Origin of the sequence: Shimia sp., assembly GCF_965227725.1 — a bacterium.
In the GTDB taxonomy this organism is placed as follows: Bacteria; Pseudomonadota; Alphaproteobacteria; order Rhodobacterales; family Rhodobacteraceae; genus Shimia.
In genome coordinates this window covers 104019-129069 of sequence record NZ_CBDDGH010000006.1, presented here as the reverse complement: position 1 = coordinate 129069, position 25051 = coordinate 104019, and the positions used below count along the sequence as shown (strand labels likewise).

Here is a 25051-nt window from a genome sequence, read left to right as displayed (position 1 = left end):
TCACCTAAATTGGTTCGAAGCACTGACCAATAATGCGCGTGTATTCATATCCCCGTTTTTAGGCGTTCCTATGCGGCCATCCGCACGCACATCACAGCCGAATTATTCATTTTTTTGCGGCATCGCATCAAAAAGCGAGCTATCGATTTGTGGCTCAATTCCACAATCAGCGACAGCGTCCTACTTGGGCCACCCCGCGGCCGATTTCGGCAAAAGATTTAGGCTGCTGGCAATCAAGTTTTTGACAGGCCGAGAAAAAGTACCGTCAACACCCATGGGTGGGCCTCATAAATTAAAGAATCAATACTTCAATATTTAGCCCAAGCCTTGTGATGGGCCTAGCTTTATCCTGACAACGGCAATTCTGAACCCCGACTTGCCAAAAAACGCGGCATGATTGCCGCATAACAGCGGTCCCATTCACAGCAATATTGAAACCCGCACCGTTATATCGAACGTCAGGAAATCAACTCGATTTGCGCAGAGAGATCCGCTTTCTGCGCCGCATTGGAAAGCCGCTCCAAAACCAGCGAAATCTCCGCGCTCCGCGTCTCTTCGCTCCAACCCAAAAGCGCTGCCATTTCGCTGACAACCACCTCAAATTGCTGCGCGCTCATCGCGCCCAACACCAGATCATTTGTGCGCCTCAGCAACACATCACTCAGCCGCCAAGCCTGCGTCCCGTCCACATGCTGGCGCACAAAGGCACGCAGCTGCGCCTCCGTCAGTCCGGCAATCTCATGCGGCATGTTTTCATAATCCGGCAAATCCACGCTGCGCGTCTGGCAGGGCCGCGCCTTTGCCTCTGCGCCCAACAGCTGATCAACCGTCTGCTCCGCCACCAGCCGCGCGGTGGTCCATTTGACGCTGACAATGCTGAACAGCCCGACAATCCCGTCCACGATACCATGGTCAATAATCTCGCTCTCATGCAGCGGCACCGCCTCAGCGCCCTCTTCCTGCATCGCAGGCGCCAGCCCCGCATAACTGTAAAGCACATCCTCAGGCGTCAGCCCCAGCTCCGGGTAGACCTCATTGAACTCTTCAACAAAATCAGCCACATCACCCGGCCCAACCCGATCATCCACCTCTGCGCCCTCATGGGCCACATGGGTGGTGCCGATCATGGTTTTGCCCTGCCAGGGCACCACAAAAAACATGCGGTTCGCGCTGTCGACTTTGGAGTCAGAGGCGCGGTTGCTGCGCACGGCCACCCCATGCGGCAGCGCCGGCTTGCGGGTCACCAAATTCATGCTTTTGACCAGCCCGAGCTGCATTGAGAGCTGCGCTTCATCCGCACCGTTGATCCAGCTGGCCGCCCAGGGGCCGGTTGCGTTGACAACCGCATGTCCCTGAATGTCAAAACACGCCCCGCTGCGCATGTCCCGCGCTTTAACGCCAGCGATCACCTGCGGATCATCCTCCCGAAACAGCGGCGCATCTGCGGTCACATAATTGGCCACCGAAGCCCCATGCTCCGCCGCCTGCTGCAACATCTGCAGCACCGCCTTATCTGCCAGCGAGACCTGCGCATCCATCCACATCGCCCCGCCGCTTAAGGGCTGATCCTCCATGCCCGGTACCATCTCACGATAGCGCTTCGCTCCCAGAACACGCCCCTTCGGCGCCTTGAGCCTGCGCCCGTCTATTAGGGCCACACAGGCATTGAGCAGCTCATAAAGCGCCACCCCAATGCCAAGCGCGGCAGGCCCCCGCATGCCAAACCCGTAAGCAGGCATCAGAAACCGCATCGGCTGCACCAGATGCGGCGCGGTCTGCAGAAAAATCTGCTGCTCACGGATCGATTCAGCCGCCCGCTTGAAATTGAGATGCTGAAGATAGCGGATGCCGCCGTGAATGGTCTTCAGGGAGTTGTGGCTTGTGGCACTGCAAAAATCGGCCTGCTCCACCAGCGCCACGCTCAACCCGCGCAGCGCCGCATCCCGCGCCACACTGGCCCCCAGCACACCGCCGCCCACAACAACCAGATCAAACTGCCGCGTCGACAGCTCTGACAAATCACGTTTCATAAAGTCACCAATGGTGCACGAATCTATTAAAAACGGCCACTTAATCAAATAACCGCCTTTGATAAGACGCAATTTCCCACCGTTTGTCATGCTGCCAATTGCCGCGCTGAGGAATTGAGGCATCACCTGCGTGACCACATCACCACACTCTGCGCAGGCATCTTGCGAGGCCCGCTTTTTTGGTGCTACGCAAATCAGGCTTGGGTTGTTTATAGGGGACGCTGGTGGAAAGTGAGCGCGACACTCTTAAAAAAGACCGCGTCGTTGATGCGTTAAACGACGACAGCTCTGCCCTGCAAAAATATCAGAAATTCTTTGTCGGCAATTCCAGTTTCAGCGCATTTTTGCGATATGAATTTGCCATGATGTTTGCGGCTGGCACGCGCGGCGCTTTGGGCTTCTTTCTCAGAAAACACCTATTCCCCGGCCTATTTGCCGAAACCGGAAAAGGCGTCAATTTTGGCCGCAATATCTCTTTGCGCTGCCCCACCCGCATGACGCTGGGCGACAGCGTGACCATTGATGACGGCTGTGCGCTCGACGCGCGCGGCGCGGCTTCTGCCGATGATTTTTCCATTGGCCCCCGCACCCTGATTGCACGCGACACGGTGCTGCTCGTGAAAAACAACCACCTGCGCATTGGCGCGGATTGCTCCATTGGCAGCCAATGCAATCTCAGCGGTGTGTCGGGCATTGAAATTGGCGATCACTGCATCATCGCAGGCCAATGCTATTTCGGCGGCGGGCGCTACAAAATGGCGCTTGGCGAAGGCCCCATGGTGTCGCAAGGTCTGGAAACCAAAGGCCCTGTGGTCTTGGGAAATGACGTCTGGGTTGGCGCGCATGTCTCCATTCTGGATGGGGTCCGCATCGGCAACGGCGCGGTGATTGCAGCGGGGTCGGTGGTCACCAGCGATGTGGAAGACAACGCCATAGTCGCAGGCGTTCCCGCCCGCGTTATCCGCCACCGCAGCTGATCTGCGCCACCCCCGCACAACGCCGGACGGCCCTTTTCCAAATCCGTGCATCCCGTTTGGGCTTTTGAGCCGCACCGATGTATCAAAACCACGCCCCCGCGTGCTTTCTGGCGCAAACAACTTGCCACAAACCGCTACCACGACCTAACGTGGCCTTAGATTTTAAGGAGGGCCCCGCCCTCAAATTTTGACATAGCATATTGTGAAGACGAGATGATTATTGACGCTCGCAGCTTACCTGACGGCGAGGTTATCGACGCCGACATCTGCATCGTCGGCGGTGGCCCTGCGGGCATCACCCTTGCACTGGAACTCTCTGGCTCCCCTCTAAAAATTGCCCTGATTGAAAGCGGCGGCATCTATTATGAGGATGAAACCCAACAACTCTACAAGGGGCCGAACCTCGGCTTTCAGTATGACCCGCTGGATGAGGCCCGCCTGCGCTTTCTCGGCGGCTCTTCAAACCACTGGAGCGGCCACGCCATGCGTCTGGCACCGGTGGATTTTGAGGTGCGCGACTGGATGAAATGGTCTGGCTGGCCCATCACCTATGATGACGTCGCCCCGTTCTATGACCGCGCACAGCCCTATTTCGAGCTTCATGAAGAGCGCCCTTATGACATCGCTTATTGGGCGGACCGTCTTGGCTTTGACCTCTTTGACCTCAACCCGGATCTTCTGGAAAACGTCTCCATCAACCAAAGCCCGCCAACGGCATTTGGCTATACCTATGAGGACGCGCTCCGGGCGTCTGAGAATGTCACGGTGTTTCTCAACGCCAATGCGCTCAACATCGACAGCACATCCACCGCCTCCGAGATCACGGGCATTGATCTTGCCTGCATCGACGGCCCAAGACTGCGCTGCGAGGCCAAGCGTTATGTCCTCTGCATGGGCGGCATCGAAATCCCGCGCCTGATGCTTCTGTCCGACAAGGTGCAAAACACCGGGATCGGCAACGGCAACGACCTTGTGGGCCGTTTCTTTGCAGACCACGCCGCCATCCGCCCGGCCGCGCGCATTCTGGCGGGCCGCAACGCCCCCAACATCGATCTTTATGCCGAGCCTTACGAGTTTGACGATGTGGGCGGCATGTTTGCGGCCATTGTGCCGTCAGATGATCTGCTCCGGCGCGAACAGATCGCGAGCTTCATTTTCCACATGTTCCCCGCCGCGCGCTCCCCCGGCGATCTGGCCATTGGCCAGCTTACCAAACAGCTCCGCGGCAAGGGCAACGGCCTTGCGCCGCATATCCAGAATGTGCTGACCGATCTGGATGGCGCGGTCAACGGCATCTGGCGACGCGCCCTTGATACAAGGGATGATCTGATCACCCGCGAATGGGTTGGCCCGTGGCTTGGATTTGAATGCGTGCCAAACTACGACAGCACCGTGCATCTGGTGGAAGAAACAGACCGCTTTGGCCAGCGCCAGATCGCGCTGAACTGGCAGCTCACGGATCAGGAAATGCGCACCGTCAAACGCGCCACAGAACTGCTCGCCTCAGAGATCAGCCGCACAGGCGCAGGCCGCGTCTGGACCGATGTACTCAGCGAGGACTACGACTGGCCAAGCTTTGTCGCCCGCGGCAAACACCACTGCGGCACCACCCGCATGTCGGAAGGGCCGGACACCGGCGTGGTGAACGCCGACTGTCAGGTGCACGGCATCAGCAACCTCTTCATCAGCAGCTCATCTGTGTTCCCCACCAATGGCTACGCCAACCCGACCGTGACAATCGCTGCCCTGTCGATCCGCATGGCAGACAAATTCAAAGCCGACGCACGCGCAGGCACCCTGTAAGGAGGGCGAAAACATGAAACGACGTGACTTGCTTCTGGCCGCCGCCCTCAGCCCGGTGGCCTCGCTTGCCAAAGCCGTGCCCAATCCCTCTCTGGACGCGCTCAAAGAGATCGGCCGCGCCGCCCTTGTGCAAAAGGCTGTACCGGCGGACCCTGCGGCCTTGCGCGCTGCACTTGGCTTACTTTCCCACGCGCACCTGTCAGATCACACCGGTTCCCTAAACGCAAAAGTCGCGGAGGATTTTGCCGCAGGCGCCACCGTTCAGGTCGATGGCTGGGTGATGAGCCGCACCGAAGCCTGCGTCTGCGCATTGATCGTTTTGCAGGAAGAAGGGGCCTGACATGCGGGTATTGATCCTTCTGATTCTGATCGCCGCCTGGGGTCTCTTCCTGTCCGTTTTTGTCCCTGGAAGCCTCTATTCCGGCACCGTGATCGGCGCGCTTATTGCGACTCTGGGTTTTCTTTTATTCGGCCGCAAACGCCGCAATGGAAACAAAGCCAATTAAGCCAACGGTATTGTCCAATTCCACAGCGGTTTTTGCCTATTTTCACTGCCCAAGGTGTTGCGTGAACGTGTCACCTCACTCCGCAATTGCCACAGCCCACAGCGGTTGCTAGAGTTTGAGCCAATTCGAAGGCATTTTGCTTTAGGTATTTTTAATTCTTTTGTTTTGGTCAGGAGTCATACTTTGACCGTTAAATACTCTGTCATCGTTCCAATTTTGAACGAGGAAGAAAGTGTGGGGCTGCTCTATCAGAAAGTCGCCACCGTTTTTGATGAGTCCAAACTGTCTTTTGAACTCATCTTTGTTGACGACGGATCCACCGACAGCAGCTTTGAAAAGCTCTCGGAGCTTTCCGCAGAAGACCCGCGTGTGGTGGTGCTGAAGTTCCGCAAAAACTACGGACAGACCGCGGCGATGATGGCGGGCATTGAATATGCGCGCGGCGAGGTTCTGGTCACCATGGATGGCGATCTGCAGAACGATCCCGCAGACATTCCCATGATGCTGGCCAAGATTGACGAAGGCTATGACATGGTCATCGGCTGGCGCATCAACCGTCAGGACAAATGGCTGTCACGTAAGTTGCCCTCGATGATTGCCAACCGTCTGATCGGCAAGGTCACTGGCCTGCCGGTAAAAGACAACGGCTGCTCCCTCAAGGTCTACCGCGCCAACACCATCAAGCGGGTGCCGCTCTATTCCGATATGCACCGCTTTATTCCGGCGATGACATTGCCCGTGGGCGCGCGCATTGCCGAAGTGGGCGTGCGCCACCACGCCCGCCAATTTGGCGAGTCCAAATATGGCCTGTCACGCATTTTCAAAGTGCTGCTTGATCTGATTGCGATCAAAACCCTGCTGATGTTTTCGCGCAAACCCATGCGGCGCTTCACCGGGCTGTCCGTCACCTTTGCATTTTTGACCTGCCTCTTCGCTTGGCCCATCGTCTTTGGCCCCGGCGCTGCTGAAACCGGCAGCGTCATGGTCTTTACATCGGTGGCCATGCTCTGCGGCTCTCTGTCCCTTTTCTTGTTTTTGGTCGGCGTGGTCTGTGCCTTGGTGCACCGCCAGATTGGGCCCGACAAATTATATTGGCTCGGCGGCCATTCCGTGACCGCGCTGCCGAATGGAGAATAAAATGATTCACAGTCAAAATACCCATGACGCAAAAGCGGCAAGCGAACTTCTCACGGTGATTGTCACCGCCGATGGGGATGGCAAAGGGCTGAAAGAGCTGCTGTCTGATTTCCGCCCGGTGCTTGATGCCCGCCCCGAACCTTACGAGCTGGTTGTGGTCTATGAGCAATCCTCGTCGGGCATCACCCAGGCGCTCAGCCCGCTGCAAGACAGCTGGCCCAACCTCAAATCCATTGGCCAGCGCCCTTGGGCCGGCGAAGACGCGGCCATCAAACACGGCATTGGTCAGGCGGTGGGCGATATCGTCCTCACGCTGCCCTCGTGGCGCGAAATTGAGCCGGGCTCGATCAATGCGCTGCTCGATGGGCTTGCCGATGCCGATATGGTGGTGGGCAAACGCGACAAAGTGGATCGCAACGGCATCCAGAAATTCCGCTCATGGGCCACCCACGGCCTGCTGCGCGCCCTGTTTCAACAAAGCTTCAGCGATGTGTTCTGCCGCGCCCGCGCCGGTCGGCGTGATGTGTTCCAGAAGGTCTCCGAACTGGGCGTCCGCCAACACTTCCTGCCCCTGATCGCCGCCTCTGAAGGCTACAAGGTCAAAGAGGTGGATGTGACGGTGATGCAGAACCTCAACGAACAGGACATCTACAAATTCAAACCCCACGCCCATGTCGGCGCGCTGGTGGATCTGATGACCCTGTTTGTGGGCCTGAAATACCTGCGCCGCCCCCTGCGGTTCTTTGGCTCCGTGGGCGTGCCCCTGATCTTGGTTGGCGCCCTGCTGACCACCTATCTGGTGATTGAGCGCCTGTTCTTTGGCGCAGCCCTCGCGGACCGCCCGGCGCTGGTGTTCGCGGTTCTGATGCTGGTGCTTGGCATCCAAATCGTCGCCCTCGGCCTTGTCGGAGAAATCATCATCTTCTCCTCGAGCCGAAGATTGCGCAGCTACGAGATCGATCAGGTCCTGCGGGGCCGCCCCACTGCTGCAGAAGAGGCAGCCTCAGAACGCACGGCGCGCCCGCGCGACACAGAGACCCCACCACAGGGCGATCGCCAGCAGGCTGACATAAGAAGCGATATCGCGGACGCCTGACGCATGCAGATGGACGTCCTCAACCCGCAGCGTTGAGGGCGTCTCAAACACCCCTTTTACAGAGACAAGCGCGCCTGCGCCCAGCGTTGTGTTTGTCAGCGCAAGGCGCTCGCCGGTCCACACACGCAGATATGGCGCACCGTTCTCAACCACGATCCGGTTGCGATCAATGCCAATCTCCCGCTCCACGCGCTGGTCATACTCTGCCAGTACCTTGGTGGAATGCACATTGGCCGCGAAAGCCCCTTTCTCCATCGCGAGTGGCGCACAGAGATAAACCGCCAATAGCACAACCACAGCCCGCGCACGCCCGCCCCTTGGGCGCAGCAAATCCTCACCATTGGGCGCATCTCTGAAAACCATCCAGAACGCCACGCCAAGGCTCAGCCCATAAAGCGCATAGGTGGGCCAATCCTCCGGCCAGAACAGCCCGAAATTCAACGGCTCCCAATGCAAAGGCGCAAAAAGCAGCACGCCGTTGGCCCATTTTGCCTGCAGCGCATCCAAAGCAAAATGCAGCAGCACTCCAAGGGCCAATACATTGAAAACGCTCACGGCTCTCCGGCTGAACAGCGCCAAACAGGCGCAGAGCACCAGGCTCATCAGCAGACTGCTTTGCGCCACCACATAGAGCCGCAGCTCAATCGCGGGCACATCGCCAACGGCGCGCACCACCCGCTGCAAAATCCACGGCAGATCCGGGATCACACATCCCGCCAAAATCCATTTTGAGTCCGCCTGCGGCAGTCCAATCCGAGTGAGCAGCATCTGCGCGCCGATATGCCCCAAGGTGGCAGGCACGGCTCAGCCAAACCGCTTTCGCAACTGCATCCGGACCTGCGCAGCGATAAAGGCCGCCGGTGTCGTCAGCGCCCCAAAACACGCCGGCGAGCGTTCAACCTGTCGCAACCACCCCGCCAGACTGCCAAACGGGTGTGCCGGATCTATCGCGCAGTCCGCCACAAACCCATAGCGCCCAACGGCCCGCTCCTGATTGGGCAACGGCAGCGGGTCAGATCCCGCCAAAACCCGCCAGCCATGGGCTTCGGCTTCTGCCAGCAAGGCTGGCCGCTGCACACCACGCATCCGCACGCCACTGTCCGCGACAAAGACCCCCGTATCGGTCGGCGCTTGCGAAACCAGCGACCGCACCACCTCGCCCCGCGCGCCCTGCCACTTGCCAAAGCCCCAGGGCAACACCACCAGCAGCCCCTGCCCGAGCGCCGCGCTGATCACCCCTGCCAAGGGCGCCCCGTCAGGCGGTGCCGCAGATGTCCCATGCAGCAAAACCTCAAGCCCTTCCTGCGTCACAACCTGCCGCCCGGCGACCACATAGATGCGGCTCCCATCCGGTCCGCGCGCCACCTTGGTCATCTCTTCTTGGGTTGGCGTGATTTCCCATTCTCCCGCCTTTTCGGGGAGAGAATCATAAAAATTCACGCCTGATATCTCTGTGAGAAACAAAAAACCGACGTCAGAATGACTGTTTCCCATTAACCCCATAGTCGACCGCGCATTATCGAGCGCCTTTTCCACAGAAAACGCGGAATGAATATGCACATGGCCATCAATATGACAGCGTATCAGACCGCCAGCCGCAGCCTCTAGATCATTGTTATTCAATAGATTTGGCCCAAATAGAGACAATAATGTGTTTTCTCTATATCAGCCTCCGACGCGCGCTACGTCAATAAAAACCGCGCGAAATAGCGGCGAATTTCACGGCCAATCGCCACGCGCCGCACGCTACTCTTTTGGGTAGGTATCAAAACCCTGACTGGAAATTCACAAGCCTCTAATTTTAAATGTTTTTTTAATAGATTATTAATACTTATTGACGCCGCTGAAATCTCCGTATCTTATTTGTGATGTGTCTGTGGGAAGGGTAACCAAACAGGCGGAATATCGGGGGAATTTAACAATTCCAAACCGCAGGACCATTTTTTGCCTGCATAAAATTTATACTTTTGCCTCTTTGATGTTCGGTCCATCAAAGTGGACTTATTTGTTTAACATTCGGCGCAATTCCGCTCTGAATCCCCGCTCCGCTACTCTCCCGCTTATTTGGCGAAAATACGCGTTTGTTGCGAGTAATTAGGGGGAATTAACAGTGTCATACTATTACCGCGAATATGAATGGACCGCTCTCAAGGAATCCGATCTTCTGGATCAGGGCGGCAACGGCTCCAGCATCGGCTGTGGCGATAAATTCACCATGCCTGACAGCGCGACAGTCTGTCTCTCAACCAAAGACAACGATTACTTCCTCTCCGGCGACAACTGCCGCAATGAGCATGCCAACGACCGCTCCGGTCAACAGGCCTATGTCGACGGTGAGCAGGTTGGCGGTCAGATGTATGCGGAAAGCTATCACGTGCTGAAAGGCTCGGATGGCCAGACCTATTACATGATCGAAATCGAAATCGAAGATCACAACGCCCCCGGCGCAGGCGACGATTATTTCAGCTTCTACGGTGAAGTGCCGCCGGAAGGCACCGAGCTGACCGTTGTCAAAACCTGCAACGTGAAAAGCAACTGGGTCGACTACAAATGCCTCAGCGCAGGCGAAAAGGTCGAAACCGGCGCGATCTCCGGCACCGTCTTCTGCGATGTGGATTGTGACGGCATCAATGGCGAAGTCACCGTCATCCCCGGCTGCGACTACACCATCGAAGCCGAAGACATGGCCAGCTACGGCTTCAAAACTGTCGAAGGCACGCAGGCCTCCGGTGGCGAACTGGTCAAGCTCTACTGCGCGGGCGGCTATGGTGAACTTTGCACCACCTTTGACGGCAAAACCGGCGTCTATGACGTAAAAATCCGTGTGCAGGACGAAAAAGACGGCCAGAGCGTCATCAAGCTTAAGGTCGGCGGCCAGATCGTCGAAGCCATCCGTCTGGATGCAGACACCGATGGCTGGGGCTCAAACGATGGTAGCTTCTCCACCTATGTGATCAAAGATGTTCCGATTGAATCTGGTCAGGACGTCACGCTCCGCGCCTATGGCGATGACTACGAATTTGTCCGCATCGACAACATCGTTCTGGAAGGTCAAGATCAGACCGAAGTGGTGTCTGAGCCAACAAAAGCGGGCGTGACCATCAAGCTTCTGGATCTGGACGGCAATGTGGTTGCAACCACCCAGACCGATGCGGATGGCAACTACCGTTTCGATGACGTCCCTGTAGGCGACTACAAAATCATGGGCGTTGCCCCGGATGGCACGGAATTCACCATTCAGGACGCTGGCGCAGATGACAGCATAGATTCCGACGTGGATGAAAACGGCATGTCCGGCGTGGTCTCTGTCACCGCGGACAGCGAGACCGACATCGACCTCGGCGTCTGCGTGAAAGAAGATCCCGGCTCCCTCTCCGGGCGCTATTTCTGCGACGTGGACAGAGATGACCTCGACAACAACAACGGCGACGAACCTGGCATCCAGGGTGTGCTTGTCACCTTGCTCGACGTGAATGGCGATCCGGTACTGGACGCTGGCGGCAACGCCATCACCACTCTGACCGATGCGGATGGTAACTATCAGTTCTCTGATCTGGAGCCCGGCACCTATGGCGTCAAATTCGAAGACCCGGATGCCGTGCTGGTTGGCAAAGAGCTGGTGAACCCAAATGTTGGCGCGGATGACACCTCCGACAGCGACGCCATCGGCGACACCACCATGTCCGTGATTGAAAACATCACCGTGGTGTCCGGCGAAGACACTGGCGACAATGACGCCGGTGTGCGTGACACCGACCCGATGACCGCAGAGCTGGGCGACACCGTCTGGCTGGACCTGTTTGGCGACGGCATTCTCAACGACGAGGAATTCGATCCGTTCTTTAACGGCCGCGAACAGGGCGTGCAGGGCGTCACCGTACAGCTCCTGACCGCCTCTGGCATGTTGCTCGCTGAGCAGATGACCGATGAGAACGGCAACTATCTCTTCACCGGTCTCGCCGCAGGCGACTACAAGGTCGGCTTCATCCTGCCTGAGGGCTTTGCCTTCACAGCGGCCAATCAGGGCGGCGATGATGCGCGCGATTCCGATGCGGTGCCAATGAGCGCTGATTTCGCGATGACACAGGTGGTCACCCTGGCCGAAGGCGAATCCAACCTCACACTGGACGCCGGCATCCTGCGCTGCGGCCTGATCGAAGGCACCAGCCAGGCCGATGAAAACTCTCCGGTTGGCGGTTTTGACCTGCTGGTGGGCTGTGAAACCGATGACAGCATCATCGGCTTCTCCGGCGAAGACACCCTGATGGGCAACGGCGGCAACGACACCCTCGAAGGCGGCAGCTATGACGACCTGCTGGAAGGTGGCGAAGGTGAGGATGATCTCAACGGCGGATCCGAGAATGACATCCTGATCGGCGGCGCTGGCAATGACGATCTCAACGGCGACGGCGAGGTCGACACCGCGGTGTTTGGCGGCAACTTTGCCGATGCCGACATCCAAATCGTCGACATCTTCACCGGCGAGCTGATCATCACCTCCGTGGATGGCGTTGACCGCTTGCGCAACATCGAATTCCTGCAGTTTGATGATATGACCGTGGCCGTGGAAGAGCTTGTACCAGGCGGCACCAGCGATCAGGTGGCCGCACCGGGCGCGGGTGGTTCGGTCAACATCGACGTGCTCGCCAATGACATCGAGCTCAGCGAAGGCATGCTTGAGGTCGCTCAGGTCAACAACGGCGGCTACGGCACCGTGGTGCTCGAAGCGGATGGCACCGTGACCTACACGGCTGGCGCGAACTTCACCGGCTATGACTCCTTCAACTACACCGTCACCAACGGTGTCGGCTTTGTCCGCACGGTCGAAGTGCAGGTCGGCGACGTCCCAACACTGGACCCGGCGGACCCAAGCACCATCGTGCTGGTCGAGCCTCTGGGTGAAAACGGGGTCAGCTTCACCGGCACGGGTCTGGATGAAAACATCCTTGGCACACGCGGCGAAGACACCATCGAAGGCCGCGGCGGTGACGACTTCATCGAAGGCGGCCGGGGCGACGACAACCTGCGGGGCACCGCTGGCTTTGACACCCTGCTCGGCGGCGAAGGCGACGACACCATCAACGCCGACGGTCAGGCCGACCTCGCCTTGGGTGGCATCGGCAACGACGCACTTGCCGGTCAGGCCGGTGACGACACACTCTTTGGCGGCGACGGCGATGACTTCATCCGCGGCCTGCAGGGCTCGGATTATGTCTCCGGCGGCGCGGGTGATGACCGCTTCCTCAGCCCCAACGACGGCGCAGATGTGATCCTTGGTGGCGCTGGTGCCGACGAGTTCATCTGGTCAGAAGCCAGCGATGCAGGGGAACGGGACTTCCTCGATGGAGAAAGCGGGATCGACCGCCTCGAAATCGAGCTGGACGGTGCCGATGCGGTTGCGGTTCAGGCCGAAGTCGACGCCTACCTCGCTCTGGTTGCCCTCAATGCGCCCGCAGCGGGCAGCATCAACGATGGCAGCATCCTCACAGACACCTTCAGCTTCTCCACGCTGGATCTCGACATCCGCAACTTCGAGGAAGTGGTGCTCATCTAAGACAGATCAGGCCCTCAATCGGGGGCCTGCTCACCCTCAACTCGTGATGCGCCTCTTGGACTTACCTCAGCCTCACAGCGCATTGGCGACAACATCAAAAGCTCCCGAAAAACCTTCGGGAGCTTTTCTTTGTCCGGTCGCGGGTCAAGCGTGCCGCGCCGCGCGCCAGGCCGAGGGAGACTGCCCGAACTTCGCCTGAAACGCGCGGCTGAACGCCTCTTTTGAGGCATAGCCCACCCGATCTGCAATCGCCTCAATCGATGCGCTGGAATGCAACAACGCCTCAGCGGCCTGATCCAGCCGCCACCCCCTCAGATAGGCCCCCGGCCCCTGCCCCATCACCTGTTTGAACCGATCCGCAAAGTTGGACACCGACATCCCGGCAATATCCGCCAGCTCCGCATTGCTCAGATTGCTGCCGCTGTTGGAGTGAATCGCCGCAATCGCCCGCGCGATCCGCTCATCTTTCGCCGCCGCCAGCCAGCCAGGCAAGCTGTCATCAGATTGCGCCCAGCGTCTGAGAATAACCACCAGCAGCAAATCCAAAAGCCGGGACACCATCAAACTTGCCCCCGGCTGCGTCGCGCCCAGCTCGCGCAGCACCAAGCCGCACATTTCATCAAGCCATTCGATAGGGTCTTCCGTCAGACCGTCCAGCACGATCACCTGCGGCAATGACTGCAACACGCGCTCGGCCAGATCCCCATCCACCGTGAAGCTGCCGCAAAAACAATGGATTGCCGGGCGCAGCCGGTCCCCGCTCTCAGGATCAATCAGCGTGGCCTGCCGCGCGTTCAAAGCTGGGTCACGAAACACAACATCATGCGCCGTGCCTTGCAGCATCAACGCGATCTGCTTTTCCTGCAAGGTCACCGTCGCCCCGCCCGCCGGGGTGATGTCCAATGCCCCCTGCTGAAGAATGTACACACACGGCTTGCCCGGTGGCACCGCAAAGGCCAATGGCGTCTCAGGCGTGATCACACGGGCGCTTTCCCCACGCACATGCACAATGTCGAGCACCTCAGAGAAGGCGTCCGTCTCAAACATTGGAGTTTCTGCTAACACTTCCGGCGTTTCCGTCATCGGCAAATCCCTTCTGACCCCATACCTCTCTTGGCAATGCTAACCCTGTCGTGAGGTCATCCAAAATGTCTATTGCTCTCAGCAAGTTCCGCAGCGTCGCCGCCGCACTCGCCCTGTCTTTGCCTGTCTCCGCCGCCGCAGAAAACGCCTCCGTCGTGCTTGTTCACGGCGCATTTTCCGACGGAACTGCCTGGCACAGGGTCATCCCGATCCTGCAAGACGCCGGGGTTTCCGTCAGCGCCGCGCAACTTGCGCTGGCCGACCTGCAAGAAGACGCCGCAACCGTCACCCGGCTGGTCGAGCTACAGGACGGGCCGGTGGTTCTGGTCGGGCATTCCTATGGCGGCAGCGTCATCACAGAGGCCGGCGCCCATGAAAAGGTCGAACACCTCGTCTATGTCGCGGGTTTTGCCATGGAGGCGGGGCAATCACTGTCAGATCTTACCAAAGATCAGCCCGCCGCGCCGTGGCAGTCAGAAATCTACCCGGATGGAGCCGGATATCTGCGCCTGACCGCCACCGGCATCTCCGAGTTCTTTGCCCCTGACCTGCCAGCCTCAGAAACCGCTGTGATGGCGGTGACCCAAGCCCCCCTCAAATATGACACCAATCAGGATGCGCTCTCTGTGGCGGCATGGACCCTCAAGCCCTCCAGCTATGTGATTGCGGAAAATGACCAGATCATTCCGGCCCAGATCCAAGGCTACTTCGCCCAGAAAATCGGCGCCGACGTCACAACTGTGTCCTCAAGCCATGTGGCCATGCTCGCCCAGCCGGAGGCCGTTGCCGAGGTGATTTTGAACGCCGTTCAAGCCGCCTCTTCCCAGTAACAGCCTGCCTTTCTCCCTTTCTTTGGCCTCAGGGCCACAACCTCCTCCAACAAAGGACCACCCCAATGACCACACTGATTTTGGCCGCACTGATCCTCTATTTTGTGCAAACCCTGCTGCCGGTCACCTTCCGCTACCGCGGCAACCCCGCCTCCTTCAACGCCCGTGACGAGATGCCCGCAACCACCGTTCTGGTGGGCCGCGCAGAGCGCGCCTTGGTCAACGTGGGCGAGGCCATGATCCTCTTTCTGCCGCTGGCCCTGCTGACACTCAACGCCGAAGGCGCGGTGCTCGGAGCAACCATCTTCCTGATTGCGCGCGTGGCTCATGTGGCCCTCTACCTCACCGGCGTGCCCTATCTGCGGACCATCGTCTGGGCGATCAGCCTCGTGGGCCTCGTGATGATGGCGCAGCACATCGGCTAAGGCCTGATTGCCCTCTGGAGAGACCTCTCTCACCAACAAGAAAGCCCCTCAGGGGCTTTCTCTGCCAACAGCGACGCAGGTTTTGCAGGCAGAACCTTCCAAAGTTGCAACACCCGCTCTCAGAGCGCGGCCCGACAGCCAAATTCGTTTGCGACAAGGGGCAACCTGTGCTGAACTTACCCCTGCGCCGGACGCGATTTTTGTCCGCCCGCACAGAATTTTTGAATTTGAAATTTTTTCCAAACTGCTGTTCCAGACGCCATGAAACCTGCCAACGCCGCGTTGATCAAAGATTGCCTGCACGCCTCAGCCGGACGGATCTCCGATCTCTTCCTGCCCCCGGTCAAGAAATACGCCATCCTCTCCGCCGGACGGTCAGGCTCCAACCTGCTGGTCTCCCTGATCAAAAGCATCCCCAAAACCCGGCAGCACGGGGAAATCATCGGCGAATACCAATTGCAAAGCGCAGCGGTCCGCCGCCGGATCACCGGCGCGGGAGCACAATCCTATCTCGAACGCCGCCTGTCGCGCATGTCCAACGAAGACATCGTTGGTGTCAAACTGCTCTATCGCCATCTCGAAAGCGACTATGGCGAGAAATTCGGGATCAGCGACACCAGCGGCGTGCTGCCTTATCTGCGCGCCGCAGAGGACATCCGGCTCATCCACCTCAGACGCAAAGACAAACTCGCCGTCCTCATTTCAACGCGCCTGGCTTATGAGAGCGGCGAATGGGTCGGCGGGTCTTATGGCGACCGCACGCTGGAGCTGCCTGTGGATTGGGTCCGGGACCGTTTTGAATGGCTGGAAAGCTGGGAGACGCGGATTGCCGAGGCGTTCCCGCCCTCACGGCTTTTGCAGATGACCTACGAAGATCTGGTGGCCCAGAAAGAGGCCGAGATGCAGCGCCTTTGTGCCTTTCTCGATGTCCCGCCAGCGCCGTTTCACTCCAAAATGTCCAAACAGAACAAGCGCCCCAAGTCCGAAGTTGTCAAAAACTTCGCCGAACTCAAGGACGCCTTTGCGGGCACCCGCTACGCGCCCCTGTTTGAGGCGTGATCCGCCCCGATCACGCCCCCATCCTGTAAAACTTTGCCGCCGTGCCGCCAAAGACCTCTTCATGGTCCGCCTCGGGCACCAACTCGCGCATGGCGTCAGCAAGCGTCGCGTAGTCTGACGAGAGGCTGTCGACAGGAAAGTTTGACCCAAACATCACCCGCGATGCCCCAAACTGCGCAAGGCATTCCGCCACGATCGGGCGGATGCTATCCACCGTCCAGCCGTGATCAAACATGCCCAGCCCCGAAAGCTTGCACGTCACCTGAGGCAGCGCGGAAAGCGCCTTCATTTGCTTGGCCCATTGTGCCAAACCGGCCGCACTGCGGTCATGCGGACTGCCCGCATGACAAAGCGCCACCTGCGTCTCAGGGGCCTGCGCCAACACCCCCGCAGTCTTCTCCATCAGCTCCGGGATCAGCTGCAAATCAAAGGACAGCCCGCGCGCACCGGCCATCTGTAATCCGCGCAAAAACGCCGGATCATCGAGCAGCACATTGGTGCCGGTCACCGCATCCTCACCGGGCGCGCGTCCGACAATCTGGCGCACTCCGCGCACGGTCGAAAGCGCCTGAAACGCATCCAGCTGCGCGTCCAGATCCGGCGCGGTCAGATCGCAAAAGACAACCTGCGCCATCGGCCAATCCGGCGTCTCTTCTGCCACGGTCTGCACCCAGCGCGCCTCTGCCAGACCATCCTCGGCCCCCACCTGAATATGCACCGAGCCAGCAAAACCCTGCGCCGCCGCATCTTCGCGAAACTCCGCGATCAGGTAGTCCCGCTGGATCGGGGCCGGATCGCCAAAAAACCGCGCCACGCCTTTGGCCATCAGCCACGGATAGCTGACCGCCTTCAGATCCCAAAGGTGGTGATGTGCATCAATCCGCATGTGCTGCTCCCGTACCAGAAATGCCGGTGGTCCGCGCCAGAATATCCACGCCCTGCTGTTTCCAGAAATGCAGCAGATCGATGAAAATCCAGTTCTCCGCCAGCTTGTCGCCCTCGCGGCGATAGATGTCGATCACGCGAAACTCCCCGGCCTTGCCGGTTGCGGGCATGCCCATAAACCCGCCGCTGGGTACGGCGGTGAAATTGGGCCAGCCAAAGAAGCCGCCATAATGCCCTTCCGCCATGCGGCAGATGTGATTGGTCTTGGAGCGCTCGGTGAAGCCTGCCCGGAACGGGCCGGAATGCTGTTTGGCATAGCGTTCAATGGTGTAGGTCGCGCCAATCCCCGTTGGCCCCCACCAGATCATGTCGTCATGCCACGTCAGCGCCAGCTCTTCTTCCAGCGGCAGCGGATTGTCCCATTGCCCCAAATCGCCAATCATCGCTTCAATCGCCGCCAGAGTCTTGGTGCCTTCCTCTGCGGGCTGCGCCTCATAAAGCAACCCGTCATGGGTCAGCGGGCCGGGCTGCACCAGTTGCGCAGCGGTCTGCTCCGGGAAAGGCTGCAAACCCGCCTGCACCATCAAATGCGGGATGTCGAAGTACATCGCTGTCTCGACAATCTTGCCATCCAACACCCGATGAAAGGCGCAATAGCGCAGAAAGGCCATCTTGCCGGTGGGAGCAATGCCCAGCCACGGCTGATCAAACAGCCCCATCAGATGCCCCATCGAGCTCACCCAGACACCGCCCTGATCGTCAAACCGGTTCTGCGCGGCAAAAAAGATGTCCATCCTGCGCTGCATCCGTGTCAGGCTCTGGCGCAGCGGGGTCCAGAATTTGGTGCCCACGGCGCGCGCGCCTCGGATCTCGTCAAAGGGATGAAATCCACGCCACAACAGCTCAGAATCACAGTATTTGGCCATCACCTCCGCCGCGCCCTCCGCCGGAGCAGCGTCCAGATCGGCATAAAATGCCCGAATAATGTGCTTGGCCTCTTGAACATCACCCATGTGATTTTCCCATATTAAACATGTATTTGCCGCGCATTTAACAACGCGGCTTCCGGAGTCGTTTCAAGTATTTTTGCATACGTATGCAAAAATGTCTTGCCAAAACCGACGCCGCGTCACTACCATTTTGCAAACGTATGCAAAACGCATCTGGATCAACCGGATGCTGCTCGGGGGACCAAAATGGCCGAAATTCAGCTTCGCAATGTGGGCAAGCGCTGGGGCACTTTTGTGGGTGTTCACAACTTCGACCTCACCATCGCCGACAAAGAGTTCCTTGTGCTGCTCGGGCCCTCCGGCTGCGGCAAAACCACCACCATGCGGATGATCGCCGGACTTGAGGATGTCACCGAGGGGGAAATTCGCATCGACGACACGGTCGTGAACGAGCTCGAGCCCAAAGACCGCGACGTGGCCATGGTGTTCCAAAGCTACGCGCTTTACCCGAACATGAACGTCTATGAAAACATCCGCTTCCCGCTCAAGGTGCGCGGCATTGATCCGGCCACCCATCATGAGCGCGTCATGCAGGCCGCAGAGCGCGTAGAGCTGGGCGAGTTTTTGCACCGCAAACCGGCGGAACTCTCCGGCGGTCAGCGTCAGCGCGTGGCCTTGGCCCGCGCCATTGTGCGCAAGCCCAAAGTCTTCCTGATGGACGAACCACTCTCCAACCTGGATGCGAAACTGCGGGTCTCCACCCGCGCCCAGATCAAAAACCTGAGCCATGACCTTCAGGCCACCACCATCTATGTGACCCACGACCAGATCGAAGCGATGACACTGGCCGACCGCGTTGTGGTGATGAAAAAAGGCGTGGTGCAGCAGGTTGGCTCCCCGACCGAAATCTATGACCGCCCCGCCAACACCTTTGTGGCCAGCTTCATCGGCTCTCCGGCCATGAACCTGATGGACGGCGAGGTCACAGGCGGCGTGTTCCGCGCGCAAAATGTGGAAATTTCCGGCATTGATGCCCCTGATGGCCCGCTGACCCTCGGCTTCCGCGCAGAGGATGCCGCGGTTGCCGACGGCAAAGGCCAGATCACCGCCCCCATCTATACGCTGGAGCTTCTTGGCGACGCCACGATGATCTCCGTGCGTGTCGGGGATGCACTGGTTTCCGTGAAAGCTGACAAGACCTACCGCGCCGAAATCGGCGATCTGGTCTCCCTCAGCATCCCGACTGAAATCTGCCACCTCTTCAACGCAGAAGATGGCGCAAGACTGGGATCTTAACCCAGCGTTCTGCCTTCGCATAAGCGGCCAAGGCCAACCGGGGTGAAAGCGCCCCAATTGACCAAAACAGGGAGACACAAATGTCTATGATGAAACTTTCAATGCTCGGCGCAGCGGCCGTGTTCATGGGAACCACCGCTTATGCGGGCTGCGGCGTGACCTCCGGCAACGTCAGCATTCTGGGCAATGACTTTGCCGCCATTCAGGCGGTTGCCGAAGGTGCCAAGCAATGCGCCGGTGACGGCGTGACCGTTGAGAGCAACCTCAACAAAGATTACCGCGATCTGCAGATCGCCGCGCTGACCGCAAATCCGGCGCAATATTCCACCGTGGTCACCACGAACGCCGCGATTGTGCCGCTGATCGGCGAAGGCCTGATCCGCCCGCTGGATGATCTGATTGCCAAACACGGCCAGAACATCTCCAAGAACCAGCTGATCACTGTTGATGGCAAAGTGATGGCGGTGGCGTTTATGGCCAATGCCCAGCACCTGTTTGTGCGCACCGACATCCTTGAGAAAGCTGGCGTCGAGGTGCCCACCACCTATGAAGATGTTGTGGCCGCAAGCGAAGCCATCAAAGCCGCAGGCCTGATGGAGCACCCCTTTGCCACCACAAGCCAGACCGGCTGGAACCTCGGCGAAGAGTTTGTGAACATGTACCTCGGCTTTGGCGGCGAGTTCTTCAAGCCCGGCACCGCAGAGCCGAATGTGAACAATGAAACCGGCGTGGCCGCGCTCAACATGCTCAAGTCGCTCACCGAGCAATCCAACCCTGATTTCCTGACCTTTGATTCCAACGCGGTTCAGGCCTCCTGGGAAGCGGGCGATCTGGCGATTGCGCACCTTTGGGGCTCACGCGGCACCGGTATTCTTGATGCCGAAGGCTCCACCGACGAGATCGTCAGCAACACCGTGTTGGTCTCCTCCCCGACCGTTGGCGGCGGCAGCACACCTGCCTCCTCCCTGTGGTGGGACGGCTTTGCCATCGCTGCCAACGTGAGCGATGAGGACGCCGAAGCCAGCTTTGTTGCCATGCTCAACGGCATCAGCCAGGAAAACGTGAAAGCCAACAATGATGCAGCCGTCTGGCTTGTCGAAGGCTATCAGCCCTCTGCGGCCTCTGCCGGTGTTCTGGCAACCGCCACCGGCGGCACCAAGCCTTACCCGATGATCCCTTTCATGGGTCTGATGCACTCCGCACTTGGCGCAGAACTCTCCGAGTTCCTGCAAGGCTCTGAATCTGCTGAGCAGGCTCTGGCCGATGTTGAGGCAGCCTATGTCTCTGCCGCCAAAGAAAAAGGCTTCCTTCAGTAAGAAGCCATCCCTTGGCAGAACCGGCCCCCTCCCCTCCGGTTCTGCCGCCCCTGGCCCTTCGTGAACGGGACGATCTGACATGCGCCATAAAACCTTCCTCTGGTTCATTCTGCCCAGCCTTGCGGCGATGATCCTCTTCATTGCGCTCCCACTGGTGTCAGTGGTTGTCCAGTCCATGCACATCGAACATGAGCAGGTCCTTGTTGTGACCGAAAACTGCGGCCCCTTCGGCTGTACGCAGGAAAGCTCTGTCGATACCGAGGCCACCGCCAAATTGCGCGCCGAGCAGCCGCTTGGGCGGTTTGCCGGCCTTGCCACCTATTTTGACCGCGGCCACCTCGCATCGGCGGAAATCGCCGAAGCCTGGGCCAATCGCGAAAGCCTCGGAGACTTCTTCGCCGAGCTCTATAACCTGCCGTTTTACAAGGCGCTGGCCTTCACGCTGACCTACACCTTTGTGGTCACGCCGATGGTGATCGTGCTGGGCCTGCTGATCGCGCTGGGGGTGAACCGCCTCACGCCTGCGCTCAAAGGCCCGACGATTTTTGTCTCCCTGCTGCCGATGATCATCACGCCGCTGATCGGCTCGCTGATCCTGTTCTGGATGATCGACGCCCAAGGGGTGATCGGCAAATCCCTGCAGTGGATCTTTGATGATCCGGAACTCTCGCTGAAAGCCTCCCCGCCACTCACATGGATCACTCTCATCGTCTATGGCATCTGGAGCGGCGCACCCTTTGCCTTTGTGGTCTTCTACGCAGGGCTTCAGACCGTGAACAGCGACTCCCTTGAGGCCGCCATGATCGACGGGGCCACCAAATGGCAACAGATCCGCTATGTGGTGATCCCCCATCTGATGCCGCTGGCGGTGTTTATCTCCCTGATGCAGCTGATGGACAATTTCAGGGTGTTTGAACCGGTGGTGGGCTTCTCAGCCCAAGCCAATGCACCCTCGCTCTCCTACATTATCTTTGCGGATATGCGCAGCGACATCACCCGCTTCAACTCCGCCGCCGCCACCTCGGTGCTGACCGTGATCGGGGTCACCATCCTGCTTGCCCCCGTGCTGGTGCGCACATGGCGCGACTTCAAAGGAAAGGCTGTCTGATGTCCTCCACCATTGCAAACCGCTCCTCCCGCAGCCTGATTGTGATCTCCTCAGCCTTTGTGCTGCTCTGGGTGATTGTCGCCTCCTTCCCCTTCCTCTGGACCCTCTGGGGCTCTTTCAAAGTGCAGGGCGATTTCTTCTCCAAAGCTGACTGGACCCAGGCCCTCACCGGCACCCGCACGCTAATTGAAACCGGCGGCACCTTCACCGGCAAAGGCTATGAAGGCGCTTGGGTGCAGGAAGAGTTCTGGCGCGCGGCGATCAACACTTTCATCATCGTGTTCTTCACCGTCGTCATCTCGCTGACCTTTGGCACCTTGGGCGGCTACGCGCTGGCGCGCTCGGGGCACAACTATTCCTTCTGGCTTCTGATGATCGCGCTGGTGTTTCGCGCCATGCCGCACATCACGCTGGTGTCGGGCTACCTGCTGCCGTTCTTTGAATGGAACCTCTGGGGCCATATCCCCACCGCGATCATCGTGCTTGTGGCCATCAACCAGCCCTTCACGCTCTGGATGCTGCATTCCTTCTTCCTGAACATTCCCAAGGATCTGGACGAAAGCGCCAAGGTCGACGGCTGCAACCAGCTCCAGGCCTTCCGCCATGTGATCATCCCGGTGATGTGGCCCGGCGTCATCACCACAGGCCTGTTCTCCTTCCTGCTGGCCTACAATGACTTCTCGGTCACCTCGATGCTGCTCAGCGAAGAGAACCGCACCATGGTGCCCGCCATCTACGGCTTCCTTGGCTCCACACAGGAAGAGGGCAACGTGATGTTTGCGGTCGCCTCCGTGGTCTCCGCCACCGCGCCGCTCTTTGTGCTGGTGATGTTCTTCCAGCGCCAGATCGTCTCCGGCCTGACCGCAGGGGCCGTGAAAGGATGAGCGCGACCGCCCGCCACAGCGCCATGGCGCGCCACCCGGCGCTCAACAGGATGCCACGGGATTTCCTCTCTCTGGGGGCGTACCGCCCCCTATCCTCCCCTTCCCATATGTTTAAAGGAGACGCCCCATGAAAGGCTCCCGCCCCGAACAAGCCGTGCTGACGCGCGACACCGACATGTCCAAAACCGAAGACACCCGCCGCGTGATCGAAACCATGGTGGATGGTCTCAACGACCACCGCATCGATGACATCGGCGAATTCTTCACCCAAGGCTTCCGCTGGATGGGCAACCAGGGCTGCGGCACCAAAACCGGCCTCAAGGAATTTCAAGACAACTGGCAGCGCCCGTTTCAGGCCGCGTTTTCCGACAAGACCTGCATCGACGAGGCGCGTCTGTACATGGGCGAATGGGCTGCGGCCTTCGGCCGTCAGGAAGCCACCCACTCCGGTGAATTCCTCGGCATTGCCCCCACCGGCAAACGCGTCGAAATCCGCTACATGGATTTCTGGAAGGTTGTGGACGGCAAGATTGTCGACAACTGGGTGAACGTCGATTTCGCCCATGTGGCCGCCCAGCTGGGTGTCGACATCTTCAACGGCGAAGGCTGGGAAGCCTATGACCGCGGCGAGAAAGAAGCGCCCCGTCCAGACGCACAATAAACCATGTCCCGGGCGCAAGTCCGGGACCCCACTCTATGAATGAGGCCCCGCCGATCCTGCGGGGCGGGAGACACTGAGATGACCATCGAGTATCTGAAACGCGGCAAAGACCAAGCGGAACGCGCCGAAGATGATGCCAAAACCCGCGCCGTGGTCGAAGCCACGCTCAAAGACATTGAAACCCGCGGCGATGCTGCCGTGCGCGAGCTGTCTGAGAAATTTGACAACTACTCCCCAACCTCTTTCCGCCTGAGCCAGGAAGAAATCGACGCGCTGATCGCCTCGCTGACCGAGCGTGAGTTGGCAGATATCAAATTTGCCCAGGAACAGGTGCGCAACTTTGCCCAGGCTCAGCGGGATTCCATGCTGGACATCGAAGTGGAAACCATGCCGGGCGTGATCTTGGGGCACAAAAACATCCCGGTACAATCCGTGGGCTGTTATGTGCCCGGCGGCAAATTCCCCATGGTCGCATCAGCGCATATGTCCGTGGCCACCGCCTCTGTGGCTGGCGTGCCGCGCATCATCGCCTGCACCCCGCCGTTTCAGGGCAAACCCAACGCCGCCGTGATTGCCGCCATGCATCTGGGCGGCGCCCATGAGATCTATGTGATGGGCGGCATTCAGGCGATCGGTGCAATGGCAATCGGCACGGAAACCATTGATCCAGTGCACATGCTGGTTGGCCCCGGCAACGCCTTTGTGGCCGAAGCCAAGCGCCAGCTCTTTGGCCGCGTCGGCATCGACCTCTTTGCCGGTCCAACCGAGACCATGGTGATTGCGGATGAAACCGCCGCAGACGCCGAGCTTTGCGCCACTGACCTGCTGGGTCAGGCAGAGCACGGCTACAACAGCCCCTGTGTGCTGCTGACCAACAGCAAGAAACTCGCCGAAGAGACCCTGGTGGAGATCGAGCGTATCTTGCAGATCCTGCCCACCGCAGACACCGCGCGCGTGAGCTGGGATGAATACGGTGAGGTGATTGTCTGTGACACCTATGAGGAAATGCTTGAGGTGGCCGATGACATCGCCTCTGAGCATGTTCAGGTGATGACAGACCGCGACGATTGGTTCCTTGAGAACATGACCTGCTACGGCGCGCTGTTCCTGGGCGCACGCACTAATGTCTCCAACGGGGACAAGGTGATCGGCACCAACCACACGCTGCCCACCAAGAAGGCGGGGCGTTATACTGGGGGGCTTTGGGTGGGTAAATATCTGAAAACCCACAGCTATCAGAAAGTCACCACAGATGAGGCCGCCACGCTGATTGGCGAATATGGCTCGCGCCTTTGTATGCTCGAAGGCTTTGTGGGCCATGCGGAGCAATGTAACGTCCGGGTGCGCCGCTATGGCGGCATCAACGTGCCCTATGGCACCGGCGCGCCATACCGTGACGCCGCCGAGTGAGGCGGTTTTGGGACTGAGGGGCCAGCCCCTCAGACTCCCCG

At 59.1% G+C, this 25051-nt stretch carries 22 protein-coding genes; 16 read left to right on the top strand and 6 right to left on the bottom strand.

From position 1 onward, the window contains the following. Nucleotides 1-458: 458 nt before the first annotated feature. Complete coding sequence (locus tag ACO07T_RS18570; RefSeq protein WP_422050613.1) at nt 459-2030, bottom strand: glycerol-3-phosphate dehydrogenase/oxidase; 1572 nt, start codon at nt 2028-2030, stop codon at nt 459-461. Nucleotides 2031-2254: 224 nt separating this feature from the next. On the opposite strand from ACO07T_RS18570, the gene ACO07T_RS18565 reads away from it, so the two are divergent. From ACO07T_RS18565 to ACO07T_RS18540, 6 genes are all read left to right on the top strand, one after another. Then, entirely contained in the window at nt 2255-3007 is a 753-nt protein-coding gene (locus tag ACO07T_RS18565) for an acyltransferase (protein WP_422050612.1), read from the top strand. 213 nt (nt 3008-3220) lie between these two features. Further along, a complete protein-coding gene (locus ACO07T_RS18560; protein ID WP_422050611.1) occupies nt 3221-4810 on the top strand; it encodes a GMC oxidoreductase in 1590 nt (529 codons plus the stop codon). 13 nt (nt 4811-4823) lie between these two features. Continuing rightward, nucleotides 4824-5150 (top strand): hypothetical protein, encoded by a 327-nt coding sequence (locus tag ACO07T_RS18555; RefSeq protein WP_422050610.1) that lies wholly within the window; start codon nt 4824-4826, stop codon nt 5148-5150. A gap of 1 nt (nt 5151) precedes the next feature. Then, nucleotides 5152-5316 carry an LPXTG cell wall anchor domain-containing protein gene (locus ACO07T_RS18550; RefSeq protein WP_422050609.1) on the top strand — a complete coding sequence of 55 codons (165 nt, stop codon included), beginning with the start codon at nt 5152-5154 and terminating at the stop codon, nt 5314-5316. Between the two features lie 183 nt (nt 5317-5499). Continuing rightward, on the top strand, nt 5500-6453 hold the full coding sequence (locus ACO07T_RS18545) for a glycosyltransferase family 2 protein (protein ID WP_247738901.1): 954 nt from the start codon (nt 5500-5502) through the stop codon (nt 6451-6453). A gap of 1 nt (nt 6454) precedes the next feature. Further along, the gene (locus ACO07T_RS18540; RefSeq protein WP_422050608.1) at nt 6455-7549 is read left to right on the top strand and encodes a glycosyltransferase; all 1095 of its coding nucleotides are present in this window, start codon (nt 6455-6457) and stop codon (nt 7547-7549) included. Here ACO07T_RS18540 and ACO07T_RS18535 read toward each other — a convergent pair. Together ACO07T_RS18535 and ACO07T_RS18530 are read right to left on the bottom strand one after the other, a co-directional pair. Next, nucleotides 7457-8350 (bottom strand): hypothetical protein, encoded by an 894-nt coding sequence (locus ACO07T_RS18535; protein WP_422050607.1) that lies wholly within the window; start codon nt 8348-8350, stop codon nt 7457-7459. The two genes, ACO07T_RS18540 and ACO07T_RS18535, sit on opposite strands and share 93 nt — an antisense overlap. 3 nt (nt 8351-8353) lie before the next feature. Continuing rightward, nucleotides 8354-8989 (bottom strand): hypothetical protein, encoded by a 636-nt coding sequence (locus ACO07T_RS18530; RefSeq protein ID WP_422050606.1) that lies wholly within the window; start codon nt 8987-8989, stop codon nt 8354-8356. Nucleotides 8990-9659: 670 nt separating this feature from the next. On the opposite strand from ACO07T_RS18530, the gene ACO07T_RS18525 reads away from it, so the two are divergent. Further along, entirely contained in the window at nt 9660-13103 is a 3444-nt protein-coding gene (locus ACO07T_RS18525; protein ID WP_422050605.1) for an SdrD B-like domain-containing protein, read from the top strand. A 144-nt stretch (nt 13104-13247) separates the two neighbouring features. Here ACO07T_RS18525 and ACO07T_RS18520 read toward each other — a convergent pair whose 3' ends face one another. Then, nucleotides 13248-14150: a cupin domain-containing protein gene (locus tag ACO07T_RS18520; RefSeq protein ID WP_422050604.1), complete on the bottom strand. Its 903-nt coding sequence runs from the start codon at nt 14148-14150 to the stop codon at nt 13248-13250. A gap of 101 nt (nt 14151-14251) precedes the next feature. On the opposite strand from ACO07T_RS18520, the gene ACO07T_RS18515 reads away from it, so the two are divergent. The 3 genes from ACO07T_RS18515 to ACO07T_RS18505 all read left to right on the top strand — a co-directional run bounded on the left by ACO07T_RS18515 (nt 14252) and on the right by ACO07T_RS18505 (nt 16500). Then, entirely contained in the window at nt 14252-15016 is a 765-nt protein-coding gene (locus tag ACO07T_RS18515; protein ID WP_422050603.1) for an alpha/beta fold hydrolase, read from the top strand. 65 nt (nt 15017-15081) lie between these two features. Beyond that, nucleotides 15082-15441 carry an MAPEG family protein gene (locus tag ACO07T_RS18510; RefSeq protein ID WP_422050602.1) on the top strand — a complete coding sequence of 120 codons (360 nt, stop codon included), beginning with the start codon at nt 15082-15084 and terminating at the stop codon, nt 15439-15441. Between the two features lie 261 nt (nt 15442-15702). Next, nucleotides 15703-16500, top strand: coding sequence for a sulfotransferase (locus ACO07T_RS18505; protein ID WP_422050601.1), 798 nt, complete (start codon nt 15703-15705; stop codon nt 16498-16500). Nucleotides 16501-16510: 10 nt separating this feature from the next. On the opposite strand, the gene ACO07T_RS18500 is transcribed toward ACO07T_RS18505, so the two are convergent. After that, on the bottom strand, nt 16511-17386 hold the full coding sequence (locus tag ACO07T_RS18500; protein ID WP_422050600.1) for an amidohydrolase family protein: 876 nt from the start codon (nt 17384-17386) through the stop codon (nt 16511-16513). After that, on the bottom strand, nt 17376-18398 hold the full coding sequence (locus ACO07T_RS18495; protein WP_422050599.1) for an ester cyclase: 1023 nt from the start codon (nt 18396-18398) through the stop codon (nt 17376-17378). Before ACO07T_RS18495 ends, ACO07T_RS18500 begins: the two co-directional genes overlap by 11 nt. A 183-nt stretch (nt 18399-18581) precedes the next feature. On the opposite strand from ACO07T_RS18495, the gene ACO07T_RS18490 reads away from it, so the two are divergent. The 6 genes from ACO07T_RS18490 (at nt 18582) to hisD (ending at nt 25010) form a co-directional block, all read left to right on the top strand. Further along, a complete protein-coding gene (locus ACO07T_RS18490) occupies nt 18582-19631 on the top strand; it encodes an ABC transporter ATP-binding protein (RefSeq protein ID WP_422050598.1) in 1050 nt (349 codons plus the stop codon). Between the two features lie 80 nt (nt 19632-19711). Continuing rightward, nucleotides 19712-20947, top strand: a complete 1236-nt coding sequence (locus tag ACO07T_RS18485; protein WP_209065498.1) for an ABC transporter substrate-binding protein — start codon at nt 19712-19714, stop codon at nt 20945-20947. 79 nt (nt 20948-21026) lie between these two features. Further along, entirely contained in the window at nt 21027-22055 is a 1029-nt protein-coding gene (locus ACO07T_RS18480) for a carbohydrate ABC transporter permease (protein ID WP_209065497.1), read from the top strand. Next, nucleotides 22055-22939 (top strand): carbohydrate ABC transporter permease, encoded by an 885-nt coding sequence (locus ACO07T_RS18475; protein WP_422050597.1) that lies wholly within the window; start codon nt 22055-22057, stop codon nt 22937-22939. Before ACO07T_RS18480 ends, ACO07T_RS18475 begins: the two co-directional genes overlap by 1 nt. Nucleotides 22940-23066: 127 nt before the next feature. Further along, complete coding sequence (locus ACO07T_RS18470) at nt 23067-23600, top strand: ester cyclase (protein ID WP_271310967.1); 534 nt, start codon at nt 23067-23069, stop codon at nt 23598-23600. A gap of 78 nt (nt 23601-23678) precedes the next feature. Continuing rightward, a complete protein-coding gene (gene hisD / locus ACO07T_RS18465) occupies nt 23679-25010 on the top strand; it encodes a histidinol dehydrogenase (protein ID WP_422050596.1) in 1332 nt (443 codons plus the stop codon). Nucleotides 25011-25051 lie beyond the last annotated feature (41 nt).

What these genes read in the sequence shown, in the direction of transcription:
- ACO07T_RS18570 (WP_422050613.1), bottom strand. Translation starts at nt 2,030, where the DNA reads ATGAAACGTGATTTGTCAGAGCTGTCGACGCGGCAGTTTGATCTGGTT.
- ACO07T_RS18560 (WP_422050611.1), top strand. Translation starts at nt 3,221, where the DNA reads ATGATTATTGACGCTCGCAGCTTACCTGACGGCGAGGTTATCGACGCC.
- ACO07T_RS18555 (WP_422050610.1), top strand. Translation starts at nt 4,824, where the DNA reads ATGAAACGACGTGACTTGCTTCTGGCCGCCGCCCTCAGCCCGGTGGCC.
- ACO07T_RS18550 (WP_422050609.1), top strand. Translation starts at nt 5,152, where the DNA reads ATGCGGGTATTGATCCTTCTGATTCTGATCGCCGCCTGGGGTCTCTTC.
- ACO07T_RS18540 (WP_422050608.1), top strand. Translation starts at nt 6,455, where the DNA reads ATGATTCACAGTCAAAATACCCATGACGCAAAAGCGGCAAGCGAACTT.
- ACO07T_RS18520 (WP_422050604.1), bottom strand. Translation starts at nt 14,150, where the DNA reads ATGTTTGAGACGGACGCCTTCTCTGAGGTGCTCGACATTGTGCATGTG.
- ACO07T_RS18515 (WP_422050603.1), top strand. Translation starts at nt 14,252, where the DNA reads ATGTCTATTGCTCTCAGCAAGTTCCGCAGCGTCGCCGCCGCACTCGCC.
- ACO07T_RS18510 (WP_422050602.1), top strand. Translation starts at nt 15,082, where the DNA reads ATGACCACACTGATTTTGGCCGCACTGATCCTCTATTTTGTGCAAACC.
- ACO07T_RS18505 (WP_422050601.1), top strand. Translation starts at nt 15,703, where the DNA reads ATGAAACCTGCCAACGCCGCGTTGATCAAAGATTGCCTGCACGCCTCA.
- ACO07T_RS18500 (WP_422050600.1), bottom strand. Translation starts at nt 17,386, where the DNA reads ATGCGGATTGATGCACATCACCACCTTTGGGATCTGAAGGCGGTCAGC.
- ACO07T_RS18495 (WP_422050599.1), bottom strand. Translation starts at nt 18,398, where the DNA reads ATGGGTGATGTTCAAGAGGCCAAGCACATTATTCGGGCATTTTATGCC.
- ACO07T_RS18490 (WP_422050598.1), top strand. Translation starts at nt 18,582, where the DNA reads ATGGCCGAAATTCAGCTTCGCAATGTGGGCAAGCGCTGGGGCACTTTT.
- ACO07T_RS18485 (WP_209065498.1), top strand. Translation starts at nt 19,712, where the DNA reads ATGTCTATGATGAAACTTTCAATGCTCGGCGCAGCGGCCGTGTTCATG.
- ACO07T_RS18480 (WP_209065497.1), top strand. Translation starts at nt 21,027, where the DNA reads ATGCGCCATAAAACCTTCCTCTGGTTCATTCTGCCCAGCCTTGCGGCG.
- ACO07T_RS18475 (WP_422050597.1), top strand. Translation starts at nt 22,055, where the DNA reads ATGTCCTCCACCATTGCAAACCGCTCCTCCCGCAGCCTGATTGTGATC.
- ACO07T_RS18470 (WP_271310967.1), top strand. Translation starts at nt 23,067, where the DNA reads ATGAAAGGCTCCCGCCCCGAACAAGCCGTGCTGACGCGCGACACCGAC.
- hisD (WP_422050596.1), top strand. Translation starts at nt 23,679, where the DNA reads ATGACCATCGAGTATCTGAAACGCGGCAAAGACCAAGCGGAACGCGCC.